20 protein-coding genes and 1 pseudogene are annotated in these 24,648 nt (G+C 62.9%); 11 read left to right on the top strand and 10 right to left on the bottom strand.

What is annotated here, in order from left to right; all coding sequences use genetic code 11:
* The first annotated feature begins 98 nt into the window (after nt 1-98).
* Nucleotides 99-2,480: an RND family transporter gene (locus JQ575_RS11760; protein WP_212033352.1), complete on the top strand. Its 2,382-nt coding sequence runs from the start codon at nt 99-101 to the stop codon at nt 2,478-2,480.
* A 104-nt stretch (nt 2,481-2,584) separates the two neighbouring features.
* On the opposite strand, the gene JQ575_RS11755 is transcribed toward JQ575_RS11760, so the two are convergent.
* The gene (locus tag JQ575_RS11755) at nt 2,585-3,088 is read right to left on the bottom strand and encodes a hypothetical protein (protein WP_212033351.1); all 504 of its coding nucleotides are present in this window, start codon (nt 3,086-3,088) and stop codon (nt 2,585-2,587) included.
* 419 nt (nt 3,089-3,507) lie between these two features.
* Between JQ575_RS11755 and JQ575_RS11750 the strand changes: the two genes are divergently transcribed.
* The 6 genes from JQ575_RS11750 to JQ575_RS11725 all read left to right on the top strand — a co-directional run bounded on the left by JQ575_RS11750 (nt 3,508) and on the right by JQ575_RS11725 (nt 9,724).
* Nucleotides 3,508-3,744 (top strand): hypothetical protein, encoded by a 237-nt coding sequence (locus tag JQ575_RS11750; RefSeq protein WP_212033350.1) that lies wholly within the window; start codon nt 3,508-3,510, stop codon nt 3,742-3,744.
* A gap of 190 nt (nt 3,745-3,934) precedes the next feature.
* Nucleotides 3,935-4,813, top strand: coding sequence for a squalene synthase HpnC (gene hpnC, locus JQ575_RS11745; RefSeq protein WP_212033349.1), 879 nt, complete (start codon nt 3,935-3,937; stop codon nt 4,811-4,813).
* Nucleotides 4,810-5,649, top strand: a complete 840-nt coding sequence (gene hpnD, locus JQ575_RS11740; RefSeq protein WP_212033348.1) for a presqualene diphosphate synthase HpnD — start codon at nt 4,810-4,812, stop codon at nt 5,647-5,649. The genes hpnC and hpnD overlap by 4 nt, the downstream gene beginning before the upstream one ends.
* A complete protein-coding gene (hpnE, locus tag JQ575_RS11735; RefSeq protein ID WP_212033347.1) occupies nt 5,649-6,896 on the top strand; it encodes a hydroxysqualene dehydroxylase HpnE in 1,248 nt (415 codons plus the stop codon). The genes hpnD and hpnE overlap by 1 nt, the downstream gene beginning before the upstream one ends.
* A gap of 69 nt (nt 6,897-6,965) precedes the next feature.
* A complete protein-coding gene (gene shc / locus JQ575_RS11730; protein ID WP_212033346.1) occupies nt 6,966-8,963 on the top strand; it encodes a squalene--hopene cyclase in 1,998 nt (665 codons plus the stop codon).
* A 68-nt stretch (nt 8,964-9,031) separates the two neighbouring features.
* Nucleotides 9,032-9,724, top strand: a complete 693-nt coding sequence (locus tag JQ575_RS11725) for a phosphorylase (RefSeq protein ID WP_312015929.1) — start codon at nt 9,032-9,034, stop codon at nt 9,722-9,724.
* Between the two features lie 130 nt (nt 9,725-9,854).
* Here the strand turns inward: JQ575_RS11725 and hpnH are convergent, their stop codons facing one another.
* Nucleotides 9,855-11,015 carry an adenosyl-hopene transferase HpnH gene (gene hpnH / locus JQ575_RS11720; RefSeq protein ID WP_212033345.1) on the bottom strand — a complete coding sequence of 387 codons (1,161 nt, stop codon included), beginning with the start codon at nt 11,013-11,015 and terminating at the stop codon, nt 9,855-9,857.
* Nucleotides 11,016-11,061: 46 nt separating this feature from the next.
* Nucleotides 11,062-11,988, bottom strand: coding sequence for a 4-hydroxy-3-methylbut-2-enyl diphosphate reductase (gene ispH / locus JQ575_RS11715; RefSeq protein WP_212033344.1), 927 nt, complete (start codon nt 11,986-11,988; stop codon nt 11,062-11,064).
* A gap of 445 nt (nt 11,989-12,433) precedes the next feature.
* Between ispH and JQ575_RS11710 the strand changes: the two genes are divergently transcribed.
* On the top strand, nt 12,434-15,022 hold the full coding sequence (locus JQ575_RS11710) for an MMPL family transporter (protein ID WP_212033343.1): 2,589 nt from the start codon (nt 12,434-12,436) through the stop codon (nt 15,020-15,022).
* On the opposite strand, the gene JQ575_RS11705 is transcribed toward JQ575_RS11710, so the two are convergent.
* Nucleotides 14,990-15,688 carry a DUF2147 domain-containing protein gene (locus JQ575_RS11705; protein ID WP_212033342.1) on the bottom strand — a complete coding sequence of 233 codons (699 nt, stop codon included), beginning with the start codon at nt 15,686-15,688 and terminating at the stop codon, nt 14,990-14,992. The two genes, JQ575_RS11710 and JQ575_RS11705, sit on opposite strands and share 33 nt — an antisense overlap.
* Between JQ575_RS11705 and JQ575_RS11700 the strand changes: the two genes are divergently transcribed.
* The 3 genes from JQ575_RS11700 to JQ575_RS11690 all read left to right on the top strand — a co-directional run bounded on the left by JQ575_RS11700 (nt 15,627) and on the right by JQ575_RS11690 (nt 17,746).
* A complete protein-coding gene (locus tag JQ575_RS11700) occupies nt 15,627-15,791 on the top strand; it encodes a hypothetical protein (protein ID WP_212033432.1) in 165 nt (54 codons plus the stop codon). The two genes, JQ575_RS11705 and JQ575_RS11700, sit on opposite strands and share 62 nt — an antisense overlap.
* A 3-nt stretch (nt 15,792-15,794) precedes the next feature.
* Nucleotides 15,795-17,186: an aminobacteriohopanetriol synthase HpnO gene (gene hpnO, locus JQ575_RS11695; protein ID WP_212033341.1), complete on the top strand. Its 1,392-nt coding sequence runs from the start codon at nt 15,795-15,797 to the stop codon at nt 17,184-17,186.
* A gap of 155 nt (nt 17,187-17,341) precedes the next feature.
* Nucleotides 17,342-17,746, top strand: coding sequence for a GFA family protein (locus JQ575_RS11690; RefSeq protein WP_212033340.1), 405 nt, complete (start codon nt 17,342-17,344; stop codon nt 17,744-17,746).
* Between the two features lie 36 nt (nt 17,747-17,782).
* Here the strand turns inward: JQ575_RS11690 and JQ575_RS11685 are convergent, their stop codons facing one another.
* From JQ575_RS11685 to JQ575_RS11660, 6 genes and pseudogenes are all read right to left on the bottom strand, one after another.
* A complete protein-coding gene (locus JQ575_RS11685) occupies nt 17,783-18,676 on the bottom strand; it encodes a Rossmann-like and DUF2520 domain-containing protein (protein ID WP_212033339.1) in 894 nt (297 codons plus the stop codon).
* Between the two features lie 2 nt (nt 18,677-18,678).
* A pseudogene (locus tag JQ575_RS11680) lies at nt 18,679-19,406 on the bottom strand (class II aldolase/adducin family protein).
* 124 nt (nt 19,407-19,530) lie between these two features.
* Entirely contained in the window at nt 19,531-21,210 is a 1,680-nt protein-coding gene (locus JQ575_RS11675) for an acyl-CoA dehydrogenase family protein (RefSeq protein ID WP_212033338.1), read from the bottom strand.
* Complete coding sequence (locus tag JQ575_RS11670; protein ID WP_212033337.1) at nt 21,207-21,854, bottom strand: TetR/AcrR family transcriptional regulator; 648 nt, start codon at nt 21,852-21,854, stop codon at nt 21,207-21,209. The genes JQ575_RS11675 and JQ575_RS11670 overlap by 4 nt, the downstream gene beginning before the upstream one ends.
* A 162-nt stretch (nt 21,855-22,016) precedes the next feature.
* Nucleotides 22,017-22,919 carry an alpha/beta fold hydrolase gene (locus tag JQ575_RS11665; RefSeq protein ID WP_212033336.1) on the bottom strand — a complete coding sequence of 301 codons (903 nt, stop codon included), beginning with the start codon at nt 22,917-22,919 and terminating at the stop codon, nt 22,017-22,019.
* Nucleotides 22,916-24,538: a GMC family oxidoreductase gene (locus JQ575_RS11660; RefSeq protein WP_212033335.1), complete on the bottom strand. Its 1,623-nt coding sequence runs from the start codon at nt 24,536-24,538 to the stop codon at nt 22,916-22,918. The genes JQ575_RS11665 and JQ575_RS11660 overlap by 4 nt, the downstream gene beginning before the upstream one ends.
* Nucleotides 24,539-24,648 lie beyond the last annotated feature (110 nt).

Genomic DNA, 24,648 nt, shown 5'->3' with positions numbered 1-24,648 from the left:
AGCGCCAATCAGCGCCAATCAGATATCGGGCTGACTGAGCCGCATCCGCGCCCGCAACCCAAGCTACAATTCAAGCCGACGTGAGAACTGGACAGGGTATGCTCGAAAAGAACACCGAAAGTCGGGTCCACGTCGAGGAGATCGAGGAGCCGCCGCCGCCCGGGCAGAGCATCGCCTTCGGGCTCGAGCGCATGGGGCTCATCGCGATGAAGGCGCCCATCCTGTCCTGCCTCATCCTGGCCGCCCTGATGATCGCGGCGATCTTCGGCATCCAGCGCATCAAAATCGATGATTCGCTGAGCCAGCTGTTCCGCTCCGATTCCAAGGACTACAAGCAGTACGAAGCCGTCACAAAGCGCTTTCCGGCGACCGAATTCGACGTGCTGGTGGTGGTCGAAGGCAAGACGCTGCTGGCGCGCCCCAATCTCGAAAAGATCCGTGACATGGTCACGGACCTGCAACTGGTCGATGGCGTACGCGGCCTGGTGTCGCTGTTTTCGGCGCGTCAGGCGCCGGAGCGCGGCAAGTTGCCGGCGGCGCTGTTCCCCTCCGAGCTGCCGGAAGGTGCAGCCTACGACAAGTTCGTCGAGACCGTTAAGACCAACGAGATCATTCGCGGCAAATTGCTGTCCGAGGACGGCACGCTGGCGCTGATGGTGCTGTCGCTCGAACCTTCGATCGTCGGCAGTTCAAGCCTGACCAAGGTGATCGCCGATATCAGGAAGATCATGGCTGACGATCTCGCTGGCAGCGGGCTCAATGCGCAGCTGTCCGGCGTTCCGGTCATGCAGCTCGAGATCCGCAACGCGGTCAAGCGCGACGGGTTGACCTACAACATCCTCGGCATCCTGGCCGGCTGCATCATCGCGATCATCTTCTTCCGCAAGATATCGTTCATGATCATCGCGGCGTTCCCGCCGATCATCGCGATCCTGCTTGCGCTGGGCGGTCTCGGCTGGGCCGGATTCAATCTCAACATGTTCCTCAACGTGATGACGCCGCTCATCATGGTGATCAGCTTCTCCGATTCGATGCAGCTGACCTTCGCGGCGCGCGACCGGCTGATCGCGGGACAGGACAAATACACCGCCTTCAGGAACGCCGTGCTGGTGGTGGGGCCGGCCTGCGTGCTGACCCATGGCACCGCGGGCATCTCGTTCATCGCGCTGCAATTCTCCGACTCCGAGCTGATCCGCAAGTTCGGCGAGGCGGGCCTTGCCGCCACCATCATCGCGCTGATCGCGGTGCTGTCGCTGGTGCCTGCCTTCGGCGTGCTTCTGGTGCGCAACGAAAAGATCATGGCGGTGAAATTCCAGGGCGCCGACGCCGGCGTTCAGGCGCTGCGCAATTTCTGCTACTGGATCGCCGTGCGCATGGTGAGCCGCCCGGGGCTGTTCAGCCTGCTCGCGGTGATCCTGGTCGCCGGCCTCGGCTACATCTACGCCACGCTGGAGCCGCGTTATCGTCTCGCCGACCAGGTGCCCGACAAGCGCCAGGCGGTGGCGGCGTCGAGTCGTCTCGATGCCAAGCTCACCGGCGCCAACCCGATCGACGTGCTGATCGAATTCCCCAAAGGCGCCTCGCTCTACTCGCCGGACACCCTGAAGACGATCGCCGACGTCCATTCGATGGTGGAAACCGCGGCCGGCGTCGGCAATGTCTGGTCGCTGGAAACGCTGCGCCGCTGGCTTTCCGAGAAGGCGGGCAGCAGCGATGTCGGGACGCTGAAGGAATATGTCAGCGTGATTCCCGAACATCTGGTGCGGCGCTTCATCTCGGCCGATCAGGACGCCGTGGTGGTGTCGGGCCGCGTGCCCGATCTCGATTCAAGCGAGATTCTTCCCGTGGTCGACAAGCTCGACGCCGCGCTCAACAAGGTGCGCGCCGAACATCCGGGCTATGAGATCGCGGTGACGGGCCTGTCGGCGATTGCCGCGCGCAACAGCGCCAACATGATCCAGAAGCTCAACCACGGCCTCACGATCGAATTCCTGCTCGTCGCGATCTTCATCGGCCTCGCGTTCCGCTCGGTCGTGGTGATGTTCTCCTGCATCCTGCCGGGCATCTTCCCGGTGGTGGCGTCGGGCATGGTGCTGTGGCTGATGGACGAGGGGCTGCAATTTGCCAGCGTGGTGGCGCTGACGGTGTCGTTCGGCCTCGGCCTCAGTGCGACGATCCACTTCCTGAACCGATTGAGGCTGGAGTCGAAGCCCGGCATCAGTCCGGAACTGGCGGTGGAGCGTGCGACCGTGCTGGTCGGCCCGGCGCTGATCCTGACCACGGTGGTGCTGGCCTGCGGCCTCGTCGTGACGGTGTTTTCCGACCTGCCGTCGCTGCGCCTGTTTGGCTGGCTCAGCGCCTTCTCGATGGTCGCAGCATTGGTCGCGGATCTCTTCATCCTGCGGCCGACGTCGATGTTCCTGATCAACCTGTCGGAAAAGATCCGCGGCACCGGCGCTCACGCCAAGCCGGCAAAATAGCCGCAAAATAACCGATGGGAAGCTTTTGCAAAAAGCCGTCTAAACGAAAAGAGCCAGGTTCTGAATCAACAGAACCTGGCTCTGATACTAAAGAGACCGCTTGATCAGGTCTTCGTCAGCGTGATGTTAACGCCGCGGATTTCGCCCTTGGAGCTGATCTGGACGATCTGCTTGGTGCCGTTGGTCCGCAAGTTCAAATTGGCCGCAAATCCGGACGCCTCGACGAACACGTCGATCTGTCCGCCGCCCGCGGTGCCCTGCAGATTGCCGAAGATGTTGCGGCTCTTCTCGCTCCAATTGCCGGAGATACGGTCACCTTGGCTGGTGACGTCGCTGGAGAGAACGAATTTGTAGCTGTCGCTGGCGCAGTTCAGGTTCTGCTTCAGGCCGAGCCCATTGGCGTTGACCTTGTAGTCGGCCTTGCAGCGGATGTTTTCCGTGGTGCCGTTGGACAGCGCGACCGTGCCTGCGCCCGCCCAATTTCCGTCAAAACCGGCAAACGGGCCTCCCGCCTGCGTGTAGCCTGCGGAGACCGACAACATCAGCGCGGCGCCAACGCCAGCGGCCGTGAGAGCCTGACCAAACAGACTGGAACCAAACATTTTCATTGTGATTTTCCCATCAAAATAGACGTTCTTCCAAAGACACGTCTCGCCCACATCGAAGATTTAGTGTTCCCGCGATATGTTAGGTTCAAAGGACAAAATGCCAGCTGCGGCGATAGCGCCACGAAAGGCGGCATTTTCACGCACTGGAATCGAAAAATCCCGGCGAGCTTCATCGGCAGCATCTAGCTTTGCGGGGTCCGGTCCGCAACAGCCAATTAAGAAGAAAATTATGCCGTGAATAAACGTTAGATATCAATTGGTTAATGGATGGGCGGCGCCGCCGCAAATTTGGCCGCATTTACCAGCGCTTGTCGTCGGCTCATTGCTGCGCTACGCGGCGTCTTCAAACAAATCCGTCCCGGCGATGCCGAAACACGATTCGGGAACAGGATTTCTTGCTGCCGAAATGAAGGAATACGATGCGTAAACTTTTCCTGGCTCTCTCTTTATTGTCGATCGCGGTGTCATCGGATGCCTTCGCCCAGCAACAGCGCAGTGGAACGCCGGAAGAGCAAAAGGCTTGCGCCCGTGATGTGCAGCGCTTTTGCCGCGCGGTGATCGATCAGGGCGATTTCACCATCCTGGCCTGCCTGCAGCAAAACCGTCCGAAGATCACGTCGGCCTGCGACCAGGTGCTGAAAAGCCACGGGCAATAACCCCCGTCCGCACCGGTTAACCGTCATACAAGGCCCGTTTCCGGCATATTTGCCGGGAGCGGCGGCATGGGCTTGATGCCCCAGATAGCATTGGTTTTGGCGGCGTATTCCCCTATATGGGGCTCGCGATCCGTCGCATGCGCCTGATATCGGCGCGTGCCGCCATTTGGACCAATGTAGCCAGCTTTTGATGACCAGCGCGAGCGAACTGCGATCCGGAAAAACCCACCGTGACGAGAACTTTCCGGTCGCGTCGTGGATCATTCATCCACGTCACCGGGCGCTGATTCTCAGTTTCTACAATTTCGTCAGGACGGCCGACGACATCGCCGATCACGCGACGCTGCCGCCGGACGAAAAGCTGAGGCTTCTCGACCTCTTTGAAGCAGAGTTGCTCGGCAAGGGCGACACCCAGAAGGAGGCGGTCAGCCTGCGCCGCGCGCTCGCCGCGCGCGAGATGCCCCCCCGCCACGCGCTCGACGTGCTGATCGCGTTCCGTATGGACGTCACCAAGCTGCGTTACGAGAACTGGGACGACGTGATCCATTATTGCCGCTACTCGGCGATGCCGGTCGGTCGCTTTATGCTCGACGTCCACGGCGAGAGCACCTCGACCTGGGCCGCTTCCGATGCGCTGTGCGCCGGCCTGCAGATCAACAACCATCTGCAGGACTGCGCCAAGGATTTTCGCGATCTCAACCGTGTCTACCTGCCGCGCGACGCGCTGGCGGCCGCCGGTGCTACGGTCGAGATGCTGGGTGAGGCGAAGTCACCGCCCGCTTTGCTGAAGTGCCTGCAGGCGCTCGCGGTGCGGACCGAGACCGTGCTCAACGAAAGCAAATCGCTGGCGGCCGAAGTGAAGGATTTCCGCCTCGGCCTCGAGATTTCGGTGATCCAGGCCTTTGCCGACAAGATCGTAGGCATGCTGAAGGTGCGCGATCCGCTCGCTGAGCGCGTGCATCTCAGTCCGCTCGAATTGCTGGCGCAAAGCCTCGGCGGTGTCGCCGGCGAGATTGCGCGCCGCGCGGTGGGCCGGCGGCCCGTGTCGAAACCGGCGGCCGGCGCATGACGTCAGAGACGGCGGCGGCCGACGCAAATTACGGCACCACCGCGTCGGGCAGTTCGTTCTATGCCGCGATGCGCATCCTGCCGCGCGACCAGCGCGAGGCGATGTTCCTGATCTACAGTTTCTGCCGGCAGGTCGACGACATCGCCGATTCCCACGAACCGCGGCCCGAGCGGCTCGCCGGCCTCCAGCAATGGCGCGACGACATCGACGCGCTCTATCAGGGCCGTCCGCCGGCACGCCTGCAGGATTACGTCGCCCCGGTGCGGACCTTCGGTCTCAAGCGCGAGGATTTTCTGGCCGTCGTCGACGGCATGGAAATGGACGTGCCGCAGGACATCCGTGCGCCGGATTTCGCAACGCTCGACCTCTATTGCGACCGCGTCGCGAGCGCCGTCGGACGTCTGTCGGTGCGGGTGTTCGGGTTGCCCGAGCACGACGGCGTCGAGCTCGCGCATCACCTTGGCCGCGCGCTGCAGCTCACCAATATCCTGCGTGACATCGATGAGGACGCCACCCTTGGCCGTCTGTATCTGCCGCGTGAAGCGCTATTGCATGCCGGGATCACGAGCAATGATCCGCACAAGGTGATTGTCGAGCGCGCATTGCCGAAAGTATGCCAGCCGCTGGCCGAACGGGCCAAGGCGTATTTCGAGAAAGCCGACGAGATCATGAAGCGCAATTCGCGGCGCAAGGTGCGTGCGCCCCGGATCATGTCGAAATATTACCGCGCTATCCTCGACCTGTTGCTGGAACGGGGCTTTGCCGCGCCGCGCGCGCCGGTCCGCGTCACCAAGATGGCCAAGATCGGCATCCTTCTCCGTTACGCGATCATCTGATGCAAAAAACCGCTCACATCATCGGCGCCGGCATTTCCGGCCTCTCCGCCGCCGTCCGGCTCGCGAACGCCAATTACAAGGTGTGCGTCCACGAGGCCACGCAAACGACCGGCGGCCGTTGCCGCTCCTATTTCGACGCCGCCACCAATCTGATGATCGACAATGGCAATCACCTGCTGTTGTCGGGCAACAGCCATGCGCTGGCCTATGCGCGCTCGATCGGCACCGAGGCGGGATTGGTCGGACCGAAGCGCGCGCAGTTTCCCTTCTGCGACGTCTCGACCGGCCAGCGCTGGCAGCTCGATCTCGGCGATGGCCGGCTGCCGCTGTGGGTGTTCGACGAGGCGCGCCGGGTGCCCGACACGTCCTTGCGCGATTATCTCGCACTGATGCCTCTGATCTGGGCAGGGACGGACAAACTGGTCGGCAAGGCGATCCCCTGCGAGGGCACGCTGTACCAGCGGCTGGTGCAGCCGTTGCTGCTGGCCGCGCTCAACGTCGATCCGCCGGAGGGCTCGGCGGGGCTGGCCGGCGCGATCGTCCGTGAAACGCTGCTCGCCGGCGGCCAGGCCTGCCGGCCGCTGATCGCCCGCGACGGGCTGAGTTCGGTCTTGATCGAACCTGCGATCAAGCTGCTGCAGGACAGGGGCGACACCGTTCAGCTCGGCCACGAGCTGCGCGAGTTTGTGATGAACGGCAACAATGTCAGTCAATTGAAATTTGGCGATGACGCGATTTCGCTCGCGCCCGACGATGTCGTGGTGCTCGCCGTTCCGCCGCGTCCCGCCGCCTCGTTGCTGCCGGGTCTCAAGACCCCGACGAAATTTCGCGCCATCGTCAATGCGCATTTCCGCTTCGATCCGCCAAGGGATGCGGCGCCGATCCTTGGCGTCGTCGGCGGATTGGTGGAATGGCTGTTTGCGTTCCCGCAACGCCTGTCGGTTACCATCAGCAATGGCGACCGTTTGGTCGATATGCCGCGTGAAGAACTCGCGCAGGCGATCTGGCGCGACGTCTGCAAGGCAGGTGGCGTGCAGGGCGAGTTACCGCCCTGGCAGATCGTGCGCGAACGCCGTGCTACATTCGAGGCGACGCCGGAGCAGAACGCGCTGCGGCCGGGTCCGGTCACCGCTTACAAAAACCTGTTTCTCGCCGGGGACTGGACTGATACGGGGTTGCCGGCAACCATCGAGGGATCGGTGCGGTCGGGTGACCGCGCGGCCGATCTGGTTCTGGCCAGAGCATGATGGCCTGACTGGAAGAGAGCGTGACCGGCTTTACGGCGCGCGATCGCGAACAGAGGGATGTCTGACGAAATGTCTTCCGTCGATCACAGCGTTGTTGCCGATCCCGTCGCGGCAGCCGATCCCATCGCGGCAGTCGATCCCGTCGCCCTGGAGAAATCGATCTCTTCGGCGACGCAGGCGCTGCTCGGCTATCGGCAATCGGACGGGCACTGGGTATTTGAGCTGGAAGCCGACAGCACGATTCCGTCGGAATATGTGCTGCTGCGCCACTATCTCGCCGAGCCTGTCGATAGCGAACTCGAAGCCAAGATCGCCAACTATATCAGGCGCACGCAAGGCAATCATGGCGGCTGGCCGCTGGTGCAGGACGGTGCGTTCGACATGAGCGCCAGCGTGAAGTCCTATTTCGCGCTGAAGATGATCGGCGATTCCGTCGATGCGCCGCACATGGTGCGGGCGCGCGAGGCGATCCGTTCGCGCGGCGGGGCCGCCAAAGTCAACGTGTTCACCCGCTTCCTGCTGGCTTTCTACGGCGTGCTGACCTGGCGCGCGGTACCGGTGCTGCCGATCGAGATCATGCTGCTGCCGATGTGGTCGCCGTTCCATATCAACAAGATCTCCTACTGGGCGCGCACCACGATCGTGCCGCTGATGGTGATGGCGGCGCTGAAGCCGCTGGCAAAGAATCCGAAAGGCGTCGGGATCGACGAATTGTTCCTGCAGGATCCGAAGTCGGTCGGCATGACGGCGAAGGCGCCGCATCAGAGCTGGGGCTGGTTCATGCTGTTCCGCTCGCTCGATGTCGTCCTGCGCACGATCGAACCGCTGTTTCCCAAAAAGCTTCGCGCCCGCGCGATCGACGAGGCCGTGGCCTTCATCGAAGAGCGGCTGAACGGCGAGGATGGTCTTGGCGCGATCTATCCGCCGATGGCCAACACCGTGATGATGTATGAGGCGTTCGGCAGGCCCGTGGATTATCCGCCGCGCGCCGTCACCCGCCGGGGTATCGATAGATTGCTCGTGATCGGCGAACACGAAGCCTATTGCCAGCCATGTGTGTCACCGGTGTGGGACACCGGGCTGACCTGCCACGCAATGATCGAAGCGGGCGGCACGGAAATGTTGCCGCAGACCAAGCAGGCGCTGGACTGGCTGGTCCCGAAGCAGGTTCTCGACGTCAAGGGCGACTGGGCGGTGAAGCGTCCCGACGTGCGGCCGGGCGGCTGGGCGTTCCAGTACAACAACGCCTACTATCCGGATCTCGACGACACCGCCGTCGTTGTCATGGCGATGGACCGCGCGCGCAAGCAGTCCGGAAGCAACGAGTACGATACCGCGATCGCGCGCGGCCGCGAGTGGATCGAGGGCATGCAGAGCCGCGATGGCGGCTGGGCCGCCTTCGACGTCAACAACCTCGAATATTATCTCAACAACATCCCGTTCTCCGACCATGGCGCGCTGCTCGATCCGCCGACCGAGGACGTCACCGCGCGCTGCGTCTCGATGCTGGCCCAACTCGGCGAAACCGCCGCAACCAGCAAGGCTGTTGCCGACGGCATCGACTATCTGCGCCGCACCCAGCTTGCCGAAGGCTCGTGGTACGGCCGTTGGGGGCTGAACTACGTCTACGGCACCTGGTCGGTGCTCTGTGCGCTAAATGTCGCAGGTGTCGACCATCAGGACCCAATGATTCGAAAGGCGGTCGATTGGCTGCTATCGATTCAGAATCAGGACGGCGGCTGGGGCGAGGATGCGGTCAGCTACCGGCTGGACTACAGGGGATTCGAGGCCGCACCATCGACCTCCTCGCAAACGGCATGGGCCTTGCTTGGACTGATGGCAGCGGGCGAGGTCGGGAACCCGGCAGTTGCGCGCGGTGTGGAGTACCTAAAAACCACACAGACCGAAAAAGGGCTGTGGGATGAGCCGCGCTACACGGCTACGGGGTTTCCGCGGGTGTTTTATTTGCGTTATCATGGCTACTCGAAGTTCTTTCCGCTCTGGGCGATGGCGCGGTATCGGAATTTGAGAAGCACCAACAGCAGGGTGGTAGGGGTCGGGATGTGACTTTGGGGGCGGGGGCCGCCGCGATCGTGGACAATTCGGGTGATCTCAATTCGGGTGATCTCAATCAAATTGATCCGCGGCCGGTTTTGATCGTTACAGGCTTGGTACAAGAGGCCCGCATTGCGGCCGGTCCAGGCATGATCGTGATCTGCAGCAGTAGCGATCCGCAGCAATTGCGCGCGCTGCTCGCGACACTGGATTCATCGACATTCAGGGGCGTCATCTCTTTCGGCGTCGCCGGCGGGCTCGATCCGTCGCTGAAGTCGGGCGATGTCGTGGTCGCGACCGAGGTTCTGGCCGGCGATACCCGTTTTCTGGCCGGTCTGGCGCTCAACGAGGAAGTGATTGCCAGCGCCGCGCTGCGGCGGCGGCGCGTGATTCGCGGCGGTCTGGCCGGAGTGGAGCAGGTCATCGCGGCGACCGCCTGCAAGGCCGCGCTGCATTCGGAGACGGGGGCTGCGGCGGTCGACATGGAAAGCCATATCGCGGCGGCCTATGCGGCCAAGGCAGGCATTCCGTTCGCGGCCCTCCGCGTCATCTCCGATCCTGCCAGCCGCGCGCTGCCGGCTTTGGCCAAGAGCGCGATCAAGCCGAACGGCGATATCGACCTGCGCAAGATACTGCGCGGCGTCGCGCGCAATCCGAGAACGTTGCGCGCGCTAGTGTCCACGGGCATCGATTTTAATCGTGCGCTGCGTTCGCTGCGCGGCTGCCGCGGCTTCATCTCCGGCGGCGAGGGGCTGGCCGCGGCCAACGCCTGACGACGGCTGAAATAATCCGCTGCAACGAAAAATGCCGTCGCATGTGCGACGGCATTTTTGTTTTGTGCTCTTTGTTTTGAGTCTCGCCTTCACGCAACGCGGGCTGGCCGCGTTGCGCTCTCGGTCGCCCTCAGGCGGCCGTGGAGGCTTTCTGCTGCTGCTTGGCGGCTGCGGCAGCCGCCTCGTCCTTGCGGATCTCCGACAGGCGCTTCTGTACTTCCGACGAGAAGATGTATTGCGCCGGGCGCTGGTTATCGAGGTTGATCTCCGGCGCCATCGGACCTGACGTCCGGACGCCGCGCAGCGCCACCCACATCGCCTTCAACGGATTGACCAGCGCGGCATTGGCGGCGGTCGGCTCATAGCCGCAATGCGCCATGCAGTCGGCGCACTTCTCGTACTTGCCGGTGCCGTAGGTCTCCCAGTCGGTGGTCTCCATCAATTCCTTGAAGGTGTTGGTGTAGCCCTCGCCGAGCAGATAGCAGGGCTTCTGCCAGCCGAAAATGTTGCGCGCCGGCATGCCCCACGGGGTGCATTCGTAGCTCTGGTTGCCGGCCAGGAAGTCGAGGAACAGCCCGGAATGCATGAAGTTCCACTTCTTGCCCTTGCCGAGGGCGAAGACGTCGCGGAACAGCTTCTTGGTCTTGGTGCGGTTGAGGAAGTGCTCCTGGTCCGGCGCGCGCTCATAGGCGTAGCCCGGCGACATCGAGACACCGACACCGAGTTCGGTGGTGAAGTCGAGGAACTTGGCGATCTCTTCCGCCGCATGACCGTCGAAGATCGTGGCATTGACGTTGACGGTGAAGCCGCGCGCCTTCGCAGCCTTGATCGCCGAAACCGCGCGGTCGAACACGCCCTTCTGCGACACCGCCTTGTCGTGGTGATCCTTCAGGCCGTCCAGATGCACCGAGAAGAACAGATACGGCGAGGGCTCGAACAGATCGAGTTTCTTTTCCAGCAGCAGCGCGTTGGTGCAGAGCGAGACGAACTTCTTGCGGGCCACGAGGCCGCGCACGATTTCGCCGATCTCCTTATGGATCAGTGGTTCGCCGCCGGGGATCGCCACCATCGGTGCGCCGCATTCATCGGCCGCGTCCCAGCACTCCTGCGCCGACATGCGGCGATTGAGGATCGCATCGGGATAGTCGATCTTGCCGCAGCCGACGCAGGCGAGGTTGCAGCGAAACAACGGTTCGAGCATCAGCACCAGCGGATAGCGCTTCCGGCCAAGCAGCTTCTGCTTGATCAGATAGCCGCCGATACGCAACTCCTTGAAGAACGGTATTGCCATTACAGGATTTCTTTCTGGACCTTAGTCGTCGTAACTCGTGAATGGATCAGCCCGCAGTCAGTTCGGCTGGAAGCCGGAATTCGATATTTTCTTCCCTCCCAGGAAGCACCGACACCGTGACGGGTCCGATACGTCTCAAAGCCTCGATCACGTCGTCGACCAAAACTTCGGGCGCCGAGGCGCCCGCCGTGATGCCGACGGCTTTCGCATCCTTAAGCCAATCAGGGTTCAACTCGCTGCCATCGGCAATGAGATAACTCGCGACCCCGACCTCGGTGCCGATCTCGCGAAGCCTGTTTGAGTTGGAACTATTGGCGGCCCCCACCACCAAAATGACGTCCACCAGTTTGCTCAGGTCCCTTACCGCAGATTGGCGGTTCTGTGTCGCATAGCAGATATCCCGGATGTCGGGGCCTTGAATATCTGTAAAACGGGCCTGAAGGGCCGCAATTATGTCCTTTGTGTCGTCAACGCTGAGGGTGGTCTGGGTAATATAGGCCACCGGGGTGTCGACCGGGAGGGTCAGGGAGGCCACATCGTCGACGTTCTGGACCAAAAGGACGGTTCCTGGAACCTGACCCATGGTTCCCTCGACCTCGGGGTGGCCGGCATGGCCGATCAGGATCAGGGCCCGGCCCTTGGACATGTACCGTTTGCCCTGATTGTGGACCTTGGTGACGAGGGGGCAGGTGGCATTGAGGACGGGCAGGCCGCGGGCGGCAGCCTCCTCCTCGACGCTGCGGGCCACACCATGGGCGCTGAACACGGTAACGGCGAGCGGGGGAACTTCCGACAGGTCCTCGACGAAGATCGCGCCCTTGTTCTTCAGGCTTTCGACCACGTATTTGTTGTGCACGATCTCGTGACGCACATAGACCGGCGGGCCGTATTTCTGCAGCGCACGCTCGACAATCTCGATGGCACGCACGACGCCCGCGCAAAATCCGCGGGGCTGCGCCAGATAGACTTCCATGGGACGCTCATTACCCAAGTTGCACCAAATTCATTCAAACGACTTCGTCCAGCCAGTCCTGCCGGGCCCGGCCGAACAAACTGCAATAACCGCACCACCGTTCCGGGGGTAATCCACCCAAGCACATGGAAGCACAGGGCTTTGTGTCAAAAAATTAGCATCTAGAAAAGCCGGAACGCAAAAGGCCGTGTTTGGCTTGGGGTCGATGGAAGTATCATAATACCCGAACTCCGTCCAATTCCTCACCGTTTCGTCACTTTCTCGCCCGCACTGGGCGTCTATATGGGGTTTCTCAATGCCATTTCGGCCCGTTTTGCCTTCTCTGAGCGGGCCTCTCTGACAGTAACCACAACAATAGATCGCCCGATGTAGATCGCCCCCGGGAACTCCGCTAGACAGCGGACGTTTTCGGCAAGCTCCCTATTAAGACTTAGAAAGAAATGATGTGCTGACCAGCCTGGTTGTCTCAATTGTTAGAGCGTGCACGCGGTTTGCCACCCTTATCGTCGTCTTTTCGCTGCTCCTCGCGATTGGCGCGGGCTTCTATGCGGCCCGCAACTTCGTCATCAATACCGACATCAACACGCTGATTTCGCCCGACCTGGACTGGCGCAAACGCGACAACCAGTTTGAGAAGGCGTTCGATCGCGAGAAGCTGATTTTGGCCGTCGTCGAGGGCCCGACCCCCGAGCTAACCAGTGCCGCCGGCAAGGCGCTGGCCGATAAGCTTGCGGGCGACACCAAGAATTTCGAATCGGTGCAGCCGCTCGGTTCCGGCGAGTTCTTCGAGAAGAACGGGCTGTTGTTCCTGCCCGTGGAGGAGGTCGGCAAGGTCGCCGGCCAACTCGAAGCCGCCGCGCCGCTGATCGAAATCATGGCCGGCGATCCCTCGATCCGCGGTTTGACCGGCGCGCTGGAAACCGGCCTTGCCGGCATCAAGCGCGGCCAGGTCAAGCTCGACAATGCGGAACGGCCTTTCAACCAGATCTCGCAGACCGTCGAGAACATCCTGAGCAAGGGAACGGCGACATTCTCGTGGCGCGAACTCGTCAGCGACAAGCCGCTCGGCGATTCCGACAAGCGCGCCTTCATCGAATTCAAGCCGAAGGTCGACTACAACGCGCTCGAGCCCGGCAAGGAAGCCACCGACGCGATCCGGCAGGCGGCCAAGGAGCTGAATTTCGCGGGCGAGTATGGCGCGCGCGTGCGGCTGACCGGACCGATTCCGATCGCCAATGAGGAATACGCCACCGTCCAGGACGGCGCGATCGTCAACGGCATCGGCACCGTCGTGATCGTGCTCGTGATTCTCTGGATGGCGCTGCATTCAGGCAAGATCATCTTCGCCGTGTTCGTGAACCTGTTCGTCGGCCTTGCCATCACCACCGCGGTCGGCCTGATGATGGTGGGTTCGCTCAATCTGCTGTCGGTCGCGTTCGCCGTGCTGTTCGTCGGCCTCGGCGTGGATTTCGGCATCCAGTTCAGCGTCCGCTATCGTTCGGAGCGCTTCAAGAACGATGATCTGGTGCTCGCGCTGGAGAGCGCGGCCCGCCGCTCGGCGGTTCCGCTGTCGCTCGCGGCGATGGCGACCGCCGCCGGTTTCCTGTGCTTCCTGCCGACCGACTACAAGGGCATTTCCGAACTCGGCAAGATCGCCGGCGCCGGCATGCTGGTGGCGTTCATCACTAGCATCACGACGTTGCCGGCGATGCTGACGCTGCTCAACCCGCCCGGCGAAAGCGAGCCGGTCGGCTACGCCTTCCTGGCGCCGGTCGATGACTTTCTCGAGCGGCATCGCGTCGTCATCATCGTCGGCACGATTTTGGTCGCGCTGGCCGGTCTGCCGCTGCTCTATTTCATGAAGTTCGACTTCAACCCGATCAATCTGCGCAACTCGCAGGTCGAGTCGATTGCGACCTTCCTTGACCTGCGCAAGGATCCGAACACCGGCGCCAACGCCATCAACGTGATGACCAATTCGGACGCCGACGCCAAGAAGATCGAGGCGAAGCTGGAGAAGGTGCCGGAAGTGCTTCGCGTGATGTCGCTCGACAGTTTCGTGCCGGAGGATCAGCCGGCCAAGCTGAAGCTGATCGCGCAGGCCGCCAAGGTGGTGGGTCCTGCGCTCAATCCGGATTCCGTCGATGCGGCGCCGACCGATGCCGAGAACGTCGAGGCGCTCAAGAGCTCGGTCGACAATTTGCGCAAGACCGCCGGTGATGGCAAAGGCCCGGGCGCGGTCGCGGCACGGCGGCTGGCCGATGCGCTGGCGAAGCTGGCCGAATCAACCCAAGCGGTCCGCGACAAGGCGCAGAGTATTTTCGTCATCCCGCTCAAGATAACCTTCGACCAGCTCAAGAACACGATGCAGGCCCAGTCGGTCACGTTGAAGACCTTGCCGCCCGAACTCGTGAGCAGCTGGAAGACCAAGGACGGCCTGATGCGCGTCGAGGCGCTGCCGAAGGGGGATCCGAACGACAATGAAGTTCTGCGCAAGTTTGCCGATGCGGTTCTCGCCGCCGAGCCGACTGCGATCGGCGGACCTGTCTCGATCCTCAAATCCGGCGACACCGTCGTCAAGGCATTCATCCACGCCGGCATCTGGGCGCTGATCGTGATCAGCGTGCTGCTCTGGCTGGCGTTGCGGCGGGTCGCCGACGTGCTGCTGACGCTGGTGCCGCTGCTGGTGGCCGGCGCGGTGACGATGGAGATCTGCGTGCTGATCGGGCTGCCGCTCAACTTCGCCAACATCGTCGCGTGGCCGCTGATGCTCGGCATCGGCGTTGCCTTCAAGATCTATTACGTGACGGCATGGCGATCGGGCAGAACGAATCTGCTGCAGACCAGCCTGACGCGCGCCATCTTTTTCAGCGCGCTGACGACCGCCACGGCTTTCGGAAGCCTGTGGCTATCCAGTCATCCCGGTACCGCCAGCATGGGTAAATTGCTGGCGCTCTCGCTCATCACCACGCTGGCGGCGGTGCTGCTGTTTCAGCCTGCGCTAATGGGCAAACCGCGCGATATCGGGGAGTAGGCAGATATCGCCGACGGGATCGGCGGCCGCCTGTTTCTGGCCGGCGACGGGCTTTTGACCCGGCGCCGGGCTCACGGCACCCGTGGTCTTCGGCGCGGCGGTTGCCGCCGGCGAGCCGGGCGCGGGCGTCAGACCCGGCGCTGTCGCCGAGGCGCCAGCCTTCGGTGCTGCACCTGCCTGATTTTTCGGCGCGGCGCCCTTGGCCATGCTGTTGCTGGGGCTTGAAGGAATCGGCGGCCCGACGCGGGTCCAGGTCTCGCCGCCGCACAGGAAGCCCAGCACGCAGCCTTGAATCTCGAGCTGGTCGGTTCCGATCGGCTTGATGGTCGAGCTGTAAGACTGTCCGTCCTTGGCGTTGTAGACTTGGCCTTCCCACGCATCGACGCCGGGTTTCTTCTTCATGTTGATCAGGATCGGCATGCCCAGTGTCGGTCTGCTCTGCTTTGAGGCATCCGGATTATTCGAATCCCGGCCACCCGGCGTCTTCTCCCAGGCGACGGCACCCCACATGTTGCCGTTACATTGTGCTACGCGAATGTTGGCGACGCCGTCGGCCACTTTCCAATCGCCTGTGGGGTCGGCGGCCAGTGCGGAAGTAACACCTGTGGCAAAAATGAATCCGGAAAAAACTATTCTGCGCGCGACAGTTCTTGGGCAGTGCAACATGGTTCAAACCTATGCTTATGCTTATGTAGATGATCCGAGAGGGGTCAAAACGCCGCATTGGGCGTTTTCAGTTGACGAAATGGCCATCAAGCGACGTATGTAACGAATGCTAAGTTCAAATCTAGACGTTTCCGAGATGTTTGTGGAGCGCCAGGCGCAGCGCAGTTCCATGCATTCGCGCCATTTGAACGAGCAGCTCGTCCGCGTGCTCAAGACGATTGGCTATGATGTCGGCTTTCAGAAGGGTCAAGGTCAATACCTGTTCGATCGTGACGGGGCCCGTTATCTCGACCTACTGAGCGGATTTGGCGTTTTTGCGATTGGCCGCAACCATCCGGCGTTGCGCCATGCGCTGAAAAGCGTGCTCGACGCCGATTTTCCGAATCTGGTGCAGCTCGACGTCTCGACGCTGGCCGGGGTGCTGGCCGAACGTCTGTTCGAACATGTGCCATATCTGGACAAGGTGTTTTTCGCCAATTCCGGCGCCGAAACCGTCGAGGCCGCGATCAAATTTGCCCGTGGCGCCACCGGGCGGCCCGGCATCGTCTCCTGTTCGCACTCCTTTCATGGATTGTCCTACGGCGCCCTGTCGCTGATGGATGATTCGAACTTCCGCAGTGGCTTCGAACCGCTGCTGCCGGGATGCACCCAGATCCCGTTCAACGATCTCGCCGCCCTCGAACAGGCGCTGTCGTCGCGTCAGGTCGCCGCCTTCATCGTCGAGCCGATCCAGGGCAAGGGCGTCAACCTGCCCACCGACGAATTCCTGCCGGGCGCGCTTGCGCTGTGCCGCAAATACGGCACGCTGTTCATCGCCGACGAAATCCAGACCGGGATCGGCCGCACCGGCAAGTTTTTGGCGGTCGAGCACTGGAACGTCGAACCCGACATGGTGCTGCTGGCGAAAGCGCTGTCGGGCGGTCATGTGCCGGTCGGCGCGCTGCTGACGCGCAAGAGCATCTTCGACAAGATCTTCAATCAAATGGACCGCGCGGTCGTGCACGGCTCGACCTTTGCAAAGAACGATCTGGCGATGGCGGCCGGTATCGCCACGCTCGAAGTGATGAAGGCAGAAAAATTGGTCGAGCAGGCCGCCAAGCGCGGCGCCGAGCTTCGTCTGGCGTTGACGCGCATGGTGCCCGGCTACGAATTGCTGAAGGAAGTGCGCGGCAAGGGGCTGATGATCGGCATCGAATTCGGTCCGCCGAAATCGCTGCGGCTGAAGGCTTCCTGGAACGTGCTCGAGACCGCCAACAAGGGCCTGTTCTGCCAGCTCATCACGGTGCCGCTGTTCAAGGATCACAAGATCCTGACCCAGGTCTCCGGTCATGGCAGCCACACCATCAAGCTGCTGCCACCTCTTGTCATTACGGAAGAAGACTGCAGCTGGATCGAAAAGGCGTTCGACACCGTCATCGCCTCCAGCCACAAGGTGCCCGGCGCGATCTGGTCGCTCGGCAAGACGCTGGTCGACAACGCCGTGCGGAAGTCGGCGTAACGCCGACACGCAACACCAAAGCGCAACACGCAATCGCTATCGGGCAAGCGGAAGATCGCTTTTGAGTTCCGTGCGGCGTACATGCGCTTATGCCGCAGTTTTCGGCTGATCCGCGCCATAGTATTCTCATCCCGACAATCATGTGGAGAAGACTGATGCGCATTTCCGGCGGCTGTCATTGCGGCGCGATCCGCTACCAGGTGGACGGCGACCTGATCGTGCATGCGTTGTGTCATTGCGCGGATTGCCGGCGGCACGCCGGAGCACCGATGGTCGGCTGGGCGATGTACGCCGAAGACGCAGTCAAGGTGACGCAGGGCGAGCCGAAGGTCTACGCGTCTTCCGAGCACGGAAGGCGGCAGTTTTGCGCCAATTGCGGAACCGGCCTGTTCTACACCAATGCGAACATGCTGCCCGGGATCATCGACGTGCAAAGCGGCACCTATGACGATCCCGATGCCGTTCCGGTCATGGTGCACGTCCAGGTCGCCGAGCGGGTCAGCTGGATGGAGCGCGCACACGAATTGCCGTTGTTCGATCGCTACCCTCCGCAGACATAGCCGGCCGGCGGATCATCATCCGAAACCTCGATGGCCTCAGGCGTCCGCCTTTGCGTCCATCGCAAGCGTCTCGCCGATGCGTTCGGCGGCAGCCGCGCTCAGGCTGCCGCGGGCGATCCCGAGCGGAATGTTGCGTTTTGCCAGCGCGCGATAGAGTTGACCTGCATCCGGATCGTACCGGTCCAGCGCAGTGAGGTGCTTGCGGACGGTTCCGATGTCGCCTCTGGCGACACACCCGCCCATGCCGTGGGCGAGGCCGCCATCGCGGACAGCGGAAAGGGTCCCCGCAAGCAGCGGCAGCATCGCATCGAGCGCTTGTTTTTCGCTCGCCCCGAACTTCCGCCACAGGTTCGCGCCTTCGGCGAGCAGCGCGATCAGGAACGGGCCGACATAGTAGGCGGAGGCGTGATACAGCGCGCGCTGCCCAGCAGGCACCTGCACCGGGATGCAACCGATGTCCGATGCCATTCGTCGCAGCGCTTCGAGAAGTTCGGCCTCGGCCTCGACCCCGACGGTGCAACCCGGCAGTCCCTTCAGCGCGACGGCGGGATTGGTGAACATCTGCATCGGGTGGAATCCGCCGATCGATGCGCCGTGATCTTTCGCATTCTGAAGCGCGCCAATCTCGGTCGCGCCGCTGCAGTGGATGACCCGGTGCCGCGCGCTCCACGCGATGCCGTCTGCGACCGTCGCAATGGCGTCGTCGGCCACGGTCAGCCAGACGAAGTCGCAGGCATCGGCCACCGCCTGCGCGCTTGCAAGCGAATGCAGGCCGGGTACTTCCTGTGCCATCAGCGCCGGATCGGCCGCCTTCCGGCTCCAGGCGCCTGTCACCATGTAACCGGCATTCGCGAAGGCCTGCGCGAGCGTGCGGCCAACGCGGCCGCACCCAATGAAGCCGTGCCTCTGTTCTTGTCTTTGTTCTTGCATCGTCAACTCCGGAAGGCGGGATCCATGCGATCGAGCTTGCGCAGCAAGGCGTCCCACTCCAGCCCGCCATAACCGCCCGCGCCACCGCGCGCGTCTTCATTGATGGTAGGGTTGGTCTCGGCCTCGTTCAGCAGCGTGATTTCGGTGCCTGCAAAGCAGGTCACCGTATTGTCGATGGCGGCGGCGGTCGGCTGATACAAAGGACGGTTGCAGCAGAGCATGTCGACCTGGATGCGGCAGGCGTTCTCCAGCCAGTACATGGCGTTGAAGGCCTGCGGGATGCTGCGGCCGCAGGCGAGCAGCCCGTGATTGCGCAGGATCAGGATGTCGTGGGGGCCAAGGTCAGAGGTGATGCGGTCGCACTCCGCCCCGCTGATCGCCGGCCCTTCGAAATCGTGATAGCCGATGCGGCCGAAAAAGCGCATCGCCGTCTGCGACAGCGGCAACAGCCCTCGCGCAATCCGCTCACCGCCGTACCGGCGCGGCTGTGCGTGTGGATGATGCACTGCAGGTCCGGACGGGTCTTCTGAATCGGCGCGTGCAGATAGAAGCCCGCCACGTTGACATTGTAACCATGGTCCGGCTGCAGGATCGTCGAGCCGTCGACGTCGATCTTGACCAGGCTCGATGCCGTGATCTCCTCGTACAGCATGCCATAGGGGTTGATCAGATAGTGTTCCGCCGCGCCGGGGATGCGCGCGCTGATGTGGTTGTAGATCAGATCGGTCATGCCATACGCCGCCATCAGGCGGTAACACGCGGCGAGGTGGATGCGGGTTTGCCATTCCACAGTCGATACCGCGGCCTGTACGTTTGAGATCGGGATGACTTCCATCTTGCCCATCAGGGATTCCTCAGTTGACGGTGGCGCGCGCGACGATGTCGCCGATATCAGGACCGTTGGTGAGCGTGCCGATTACGCCGGCATGGCGGTTTCCGAGCCGTGAGCTGACGAAGCGATCCGCGACACTTGCCGGGCTGTGCTTCAACATTTCGCTGGCCTGCAACGCCAGCGCCATGCGCGTGACGATGGCGCGGCCGTTGCCCTCGTCATTGACGCGGGCGCCGAGATCATCGTTCAGGTCGGACAGGAATTGCCCGTGCGCCCGATCCGCCGCGCCCGCGCCGGACACCTCCGTCATGAACGCTTCGAGCGCGCCTTCCTCACGGCTCAGCGCCCGCAACACGTCCATGCACATCATGTTGGACGTGCCTTCCCAGATCGAGTTCAGCGGCGCCTCGCGATAGAGCCGCGCGATCGGGTTCTCCATGATGAAGCCGTTGCCGCCGTGAACCCCGAGGGCTTCATAGACAAAGGTAGTGGCGCGCTGGCAGTTCCAGAACTTTACGACCGGCGTGGCGACGCGTGCGAGCAACCGTTCGCTCTCGCTCAAGTGCATGCCGTCGGTCGCCCGCGCGATCCGAAGCGCGGCAAGCGTTGCCGCTTCGCTTTCCAGCGCAAGGTCGGCCAGAACGTTCGCCTGCATCGGCAGATCGGCCATCCGGTGACCAAAACCGTTGCGCGTCGAGGCGTGGTTGATGGCCAGTGTCAGCGCCTGGCGCATCAGGCCGGCGGACCCGACCGCAAAATCGAGCCGCGTGAGGTGGGCGTGGGACAGGATCTCGCGGATGCCGCCACCTTCCTCGCCGACCAGCATCGCAAAGGTGCGGTTGAATTCGACTTCGCTCGATGCGTTGGAGCGGTTGCCGCATTTGTCCTTGAGGCGCTGCACGAAAACGCGATTGGCGCTGCCGTCGGCGAGCAGGCGGGGCACGAAGAAGCAGCTGACGCCGGATTTGGTCCGCGCCAGCGTGTAGAAACCGTCGCAGGTGGGGACGGAGAAGAACCATTTGTGTCCTGTCAGCAGATAGACCTGCGCGCCGTTCTCGCTGCCGGCAAGCACGCCGATGGTTTGCGTTTGCCGCAAATCCGAGCCGCCCTGTTTTTCGGTCATGGCGTAACCGATCACCGCACCGGTTTTCTGCTCGACCGGCAGGCGCCTTGGGTCATATTGCGTGGACAGCGTCTTTTCGCGCCACAGCGCAAATTCGGGCTTGCCGGCAAAACCGGCGGCGGCGGCATAGGCCATTCCGGTCGGACAGCCGACGCCGCTTTCCACCTGGTTCCAGAGATAGCTGAGCACCGCGCGCGCGAAATGGCCCATGGGCTGCGCGGCGGTCCAGGCAAGGCTGTGAACGCCGTTGCCGAACGCCAGTCCCATCAGCTGGTGCCAGGATGGATGGAATTCGACCCAGTCGGTCCGGTTGCCGAAGCGGTCGTGGCTTCGCAGCTGCGGTCCATGTTCGTTGGCCAGCCTTGCGGCTTCCTGAACCTGCGCGTCGCCGGCAAGCGCACCGACCGCCGAGGCGTTGGTGGCGCTCCATGGCGCATGGCGTTCGACCATGTCGCGCAGCACGACATCGCCGGTGAATGCGTTGTATCCGCTGCAGGGACTGGCCTGGTTCAGAACCTGGTGGGTTTCGACAGGCGGAAGTTGATGGTCCGCGCGCTGCGCCTGGAGCGTCAAATTCATTGGGCTCTCCGGGGCTTCTTGATGCTGGTCAGCTTCGGCGAATTGGCGCGGACCATCCGAACGCACGCGATCGCCACCTGTTCGGCCAGCGTCTCGATCTCCTGCTTCCGGGGCCTCGTGGCGCGCGCGAGCGGCCGGATCAGCGGCTCCATCATGGCGCCGGTCACGCAGGTGGAGATGACGTCGCTCGGCATGTCGATGAACTCGCCGCGGCGGATGCCGTCGTCGATCAGCCGGGCAAACTGCTTGGCGAGCGCATCGCGGTATTGGAGTCTGGCTTCGTCGAGCGCCGGCTCGCAGGGTTCGGCGATCAGGGCGTAGGCCAGGCGGGGCTCGCGCGCGGCCCGCCGCACGAACGTCGCCACGGCGTCATGCATCCGCGAGGTGGCGTCGCCTTCGGAATCGATGATCCCGGCTGCGACTTCGGCCTCGCGCTTCGAGACTTCCGACAGCACCTGCACGCACAGATCGACCTTGGAATCGAAGTAGCGGTAGACCGAGCCGGTCGCGAGACCGGCGCGGCTTGCAATCACGGATATCTGCGCCGCCGACCATCCGCCCTCGGCGATCAGGTCGCGCGTGACCTTGATGACGTTCTTGAGCGTGTCCTCGATCTGCTGCCGCCGAACCTGCGCTTGGGCCATTGTGAATCCAGGATTCCAGTATCGTGAATTAATACTCAGGAAACATGAACCTATATTCATTCTGCGGACGAGTCAAACAGGCTTGCGCACGCGCGACAGGGTTCGCGCAACGGCGGCAACCGTTTCGCGACATCATCGCAAGCGCTGGATTGTGATGGCCCGTTATCCGACCTGTGCTTCGAACGCCTTCAACGCCCCGAGCACGAGTTCAGGCGCATCCTGGGCCACGCTGTGGCCGGCGCCGTCGAAGGTCCATTGGCTCGCGGCCGGAAGCAGGGCTACCGCGCAAGACGCCATCTCTTTGTAGATCGACCAGGATTTTTCCGTGGTGGCCACGCGCACGGGGCATTCGATCTCGGACAGCCACGCGAACGGATTGCCGCGCGCGTCGCCCTCGTAAACCTGCTCCATCGCCTCCATGATCGGAAGCAGCACCGCCGATTCAATTTCAGGCGTGCAGCGCAGCCGCACCCGGCCATCGTCTTGCTGCGCGAAGCCGTGCCGGATGTAAGCCCGCAGCGAATTTTCCGTCCATTTTGCAAAAGCCGGCGCGGCACGGTAGCGCGCGAATGCGGCGTCCGCACTTTCGAATTCGGCCTGTCGACGCCGCGCGCCCTGCACGGCGCTTTTGCCGAAATCGCTCAAGCCATCCGGTCGAGCCGCGCGCGGATCCATCACCGTCGGCTCCATCACGAACAGCCGTGCAAAGCGCGCAGGCATCAGTTTCGCCGCCAACAACAGATCAGTCGCGCCGGCGCTGTGTCCGATGCCGTAGATGTTCGTAAGATCGAGGGCCTCGACCACCCGGCACACATCCTCGGCAAAATCCTGGAAGTGATAGCGGTTGGCCGCAGGCTTGTGGCTGTCGCCATGGCCACGGCGGTCGAGTGCGTAGACCGCGTAGTCCTGCGCGAGTTCGCGGGCGACGTCGTCCCAGACCTCGGCGACGAAACCGGTGCCGTGCAGCAACAGGACAGGCGCCTTACCTCGATCCTCCGCACCCCATCGCGCCAGCGCGATGCGTGTGTTGGTATCGCCGACCGAAATCCGCTGCGAACTCGTCAAGCGCGGGCATCCTCCAAAATCATGGTCGCGCCTTTCTCGGCGATCATCGCCGTCGGCGTATTCGTGTTGCCCGACGTGATCGTCGGCATGACAGAGGCGTCAGCGACGCGCAAGGCGGCGATGCCGTGAAAGCGCAGGCGCTCGTCGACGACGGAACTGGCATCGGAAGCTGATCCCATCTTCGCGGTGCCGACGGGATGGAAGATCGTGGTGCCGATATCGCCGGCGGCTTTCGCCAGCGCTGCATCGTCGTCGCCGACGCTGGGACCGGGCAGATATTCTTCGGGGCGAAATCGCGCCAGCGCCTGTTGCTTCATCAGCCGCCGCGTGGTGCGGATGGCGTCGGCGGCGACCTGACGGTCTTCATCGGTCGACAGATAGTTCGGTGCGATCGCGGGCGCCTTGTCGGCCTCTGCGGCTCGGATGCGCACGGTGCCGCGCGACGTCGGCCGCAGATTGCAGGCGCTGACCGTGATGGCGGGGAAACGGTGCAGGGGATCGCCGAATTTGTCGAGCGACAGCGGCTGCACGTGGAACTGGATGTTGGCGCGCTCGCGATGCGGATCGGAGCGCGTGAAGATGCCGAGCTGCGACGGCGCCATGGTCAGCGGGCCGCGGCGGCGGAACGCGTAGTCGAGCCCCATCAGGCCGCGCCGGAACAGATTGTAATAGGTCTCGTTCAGGGTGCGGACGCCCTCGACCTTGTAGATCGCGCGCTGCTGCAGATGGTCCTGAAGGTTGCGGCCCACGCCCTGGCGATCGAGCGTGACATCGATGCCAAGCGGCGACAGCCAGTCGGCCGGACCAATGCCGGAACGGTGCAGCACCTGCGTCGATCCGATCGAGCCTGCGCAGAGAATGACTTCGCCCTTGGTGCGGGCCTCGACGATCTCGTTGCCCTGCATGAAACGTACGCCGACGGCGCGGCCGTTGTCGACAATCAGCCGGTCGACAAGCACGTTCTTTTCCAGCCGCAGATTCTGGCGGTTCAGCACCGGCTTGAGGAAGCCCCGCGCGGAGGACCAGCGGCGGCCGCGCTTCTGGTTGACGTGGAAATAGCTGATGCCTTCATTGTCGCCGGTGTTGAAATCGGCGATGCGGCGGATGCCCATCTGCGCGGCGGCGTCGCCGACGGCATCCAGCACTGCCCAGGACAGCCGGGGCGCTTCGATGCGCCAGCCGCCGCCCGCGCCATGATGTTCGCTCTTGCCGAGGAAATGATCTTCGAGCGCCAGGAAGTGCGGCAGCACGTCGTCATAGCCCCAGCCGGTGAGGCCGAGCTGGCGCCAGTGATCGTAATCGGCGGCCTGGCCCCGCATCGAGATCATGGCGTTGATCGCCGACGAGCCGCCGATCACCTTGCCGCGGGGATAGGCCAGCGCGCGGCCGTTGAGGCCGGGCTCCGGCTCGGTCTTGAACATCCAGTCGGAGCGGGGATTGCCAATCGCGAAGAGGTAACCGACCGGGATGTGAAACCAGATCCAGTTGTCGTTGCCGCCGGCCTCCAGGATCAGCACGCGATTGCTGGGATCGGCCGAAAGCCGGTTGGCCATGATGCACCCGGCCGTGCCTGCGCCGACGACGATATAGTCGAAATCACCTTCAAGCCGCTTCATCATTGTTTCCGCGCGACCCGCATGGCACGCAATGCCAGGGTCGAATTCGATCTGCAGGATTGGCCGCGCGTCACGTCCAGTGAACGGCGGTACCGTCGCGGACGATCAATAAA

Source organism: Bradyrhizobium sp. JYMT SZCCT0428 (assembly GCF_018131075.1).
In the GTDB taxonomy this organism is placed as follows: domain Bacteria; phylum Pseudomonadota; class Alphaproteobacteria; order Rhizobiales; family Xanthobacteraceae; genus Bradyrhizobium.
Note: the sequence above shows the minus strand (reverse complement) of the source record. Positions and strands in the feature narration are given on the sequence as shown.

What these genes read in the sequence shown, in the direction of transcription:
- JQ575_RS11760 (WP_212033352.1), top strand. Translation starts at nt 99, where the DNA reads ATGCTCGAAAAGAACACCGAAAGTCGGGTCCACGTCGAGGAGATCGAG.
- JQ575_RS11755 (WP_212033351.1), bottom strand. Translation starts at nt 3,088, where the DNA reads ATGAAAATGTTTGGTTCCAGTCTGTTTGGTCAGGCTCTCACGGCCGCT.
- JQ575_RS11750 (WP_212033350.1), top strand. Translation starts at nt 3,508, where the DNA reads ATGCGTAAACTTTTCCTGGCTCTCTCTTTATTGTCGATCGCGGTGTCA.
- hpnC (WP_212033349.1), top strand. Translation starts at nt 3,935, where the DNA reads ATGACCAGCGCGAGCGAACTGCGATCCGGAAAAACCCACCGTGACGAG.
- hpnD (WP_212033348.1), top strand. Translation starts at nt 4,810, where the DNA reads ATGACGTCAGAGACGGCGGCGGCCGACGCAAATTACGGCACCACCGCG.
- hpnE (WP_212033347.1), top strand. Translation starts at nt 5,649, where the DNA reads ATGCAAAAAACCGCTCACATCATCGGCGCCGGCATTTCCGGCCTCTCC.
- shc (WP_212033346.1), top strand. Translation starts at nt 6,966, where the DNA reads ATGTCTTCCGTCGATCACAGCGTTGTTGCCGATCCCGTCGCGGCAGCC.
- hpnH (WP_212033345.1), bottom strand. Translation starts at nt 11,015, where the DNA reads ATGGCAATACCGTTCTTCAAGGAGTTGCGTATCGGCGGCTATCTGATC.
- ispH (WP_212033344.1), bottom strand. Translation starts at nt 11,988, where the DNA reads ATGGAAGTCTATCTGGCGCAGCCCCGCGGATTTTGCGCGGGCGTCGTG.
- JQ575_RS11705 (WP_212033342.1), bottom strand. Translation starts at nt 15,688, where the DNA reads ATGTTGCACTGCCCAAGAACTGTCGCGCGCAGAATAGTTTTTTCCGGA.
- hpnO (WP_212033341.1), top strand. Translation starts at nt 15,795, where the DNA reads ATGCTAAGTTCAAATCTAGACGTTTCCGAGATGTTTGTGGAGCGCCAG.
- JQ575_RS11690 (WP_212033340.1), top strand. Translation starts at nt 17,342, where the DNA reads ATGCGCATTTCCGGCGGCTGTCATTGCGGCGCGATCCGCTACCAGGTG.
- JQ575_RS11685 (WP_212033339.1), bottom strand. Translation starts at nt 18,676, where the DNA reads ATGCAAGAACAAAGACAAGAACAGAGGCACGGCTTCATTGGGTGCGGC.
- JQ575_RS11675 (WP_212033338.1), bottom strand. Translation starts at nt 21,210, where the DNA reads ATGAATTTGACGCTCCAGGCGCAGCGCGCGGACCATCAACTTCCGCCT.
- JQ575_RS11670 (WP_212033337.1), bottom strand. Translation starts at nt 21,854, where the DNA reads ATGGCCCAAGCGCAGGTTCGGCGGCAGCAGATCGAGGACACGCTCAAG.
- JQ575_RS11660 (WP_212033335.1), bottom strand. Translation starts at nt 24,538, where the DNA reads ATGATGAAGCGGCTTGAAGGTGATTTCGACTATATCGTCGTCGGCGCA.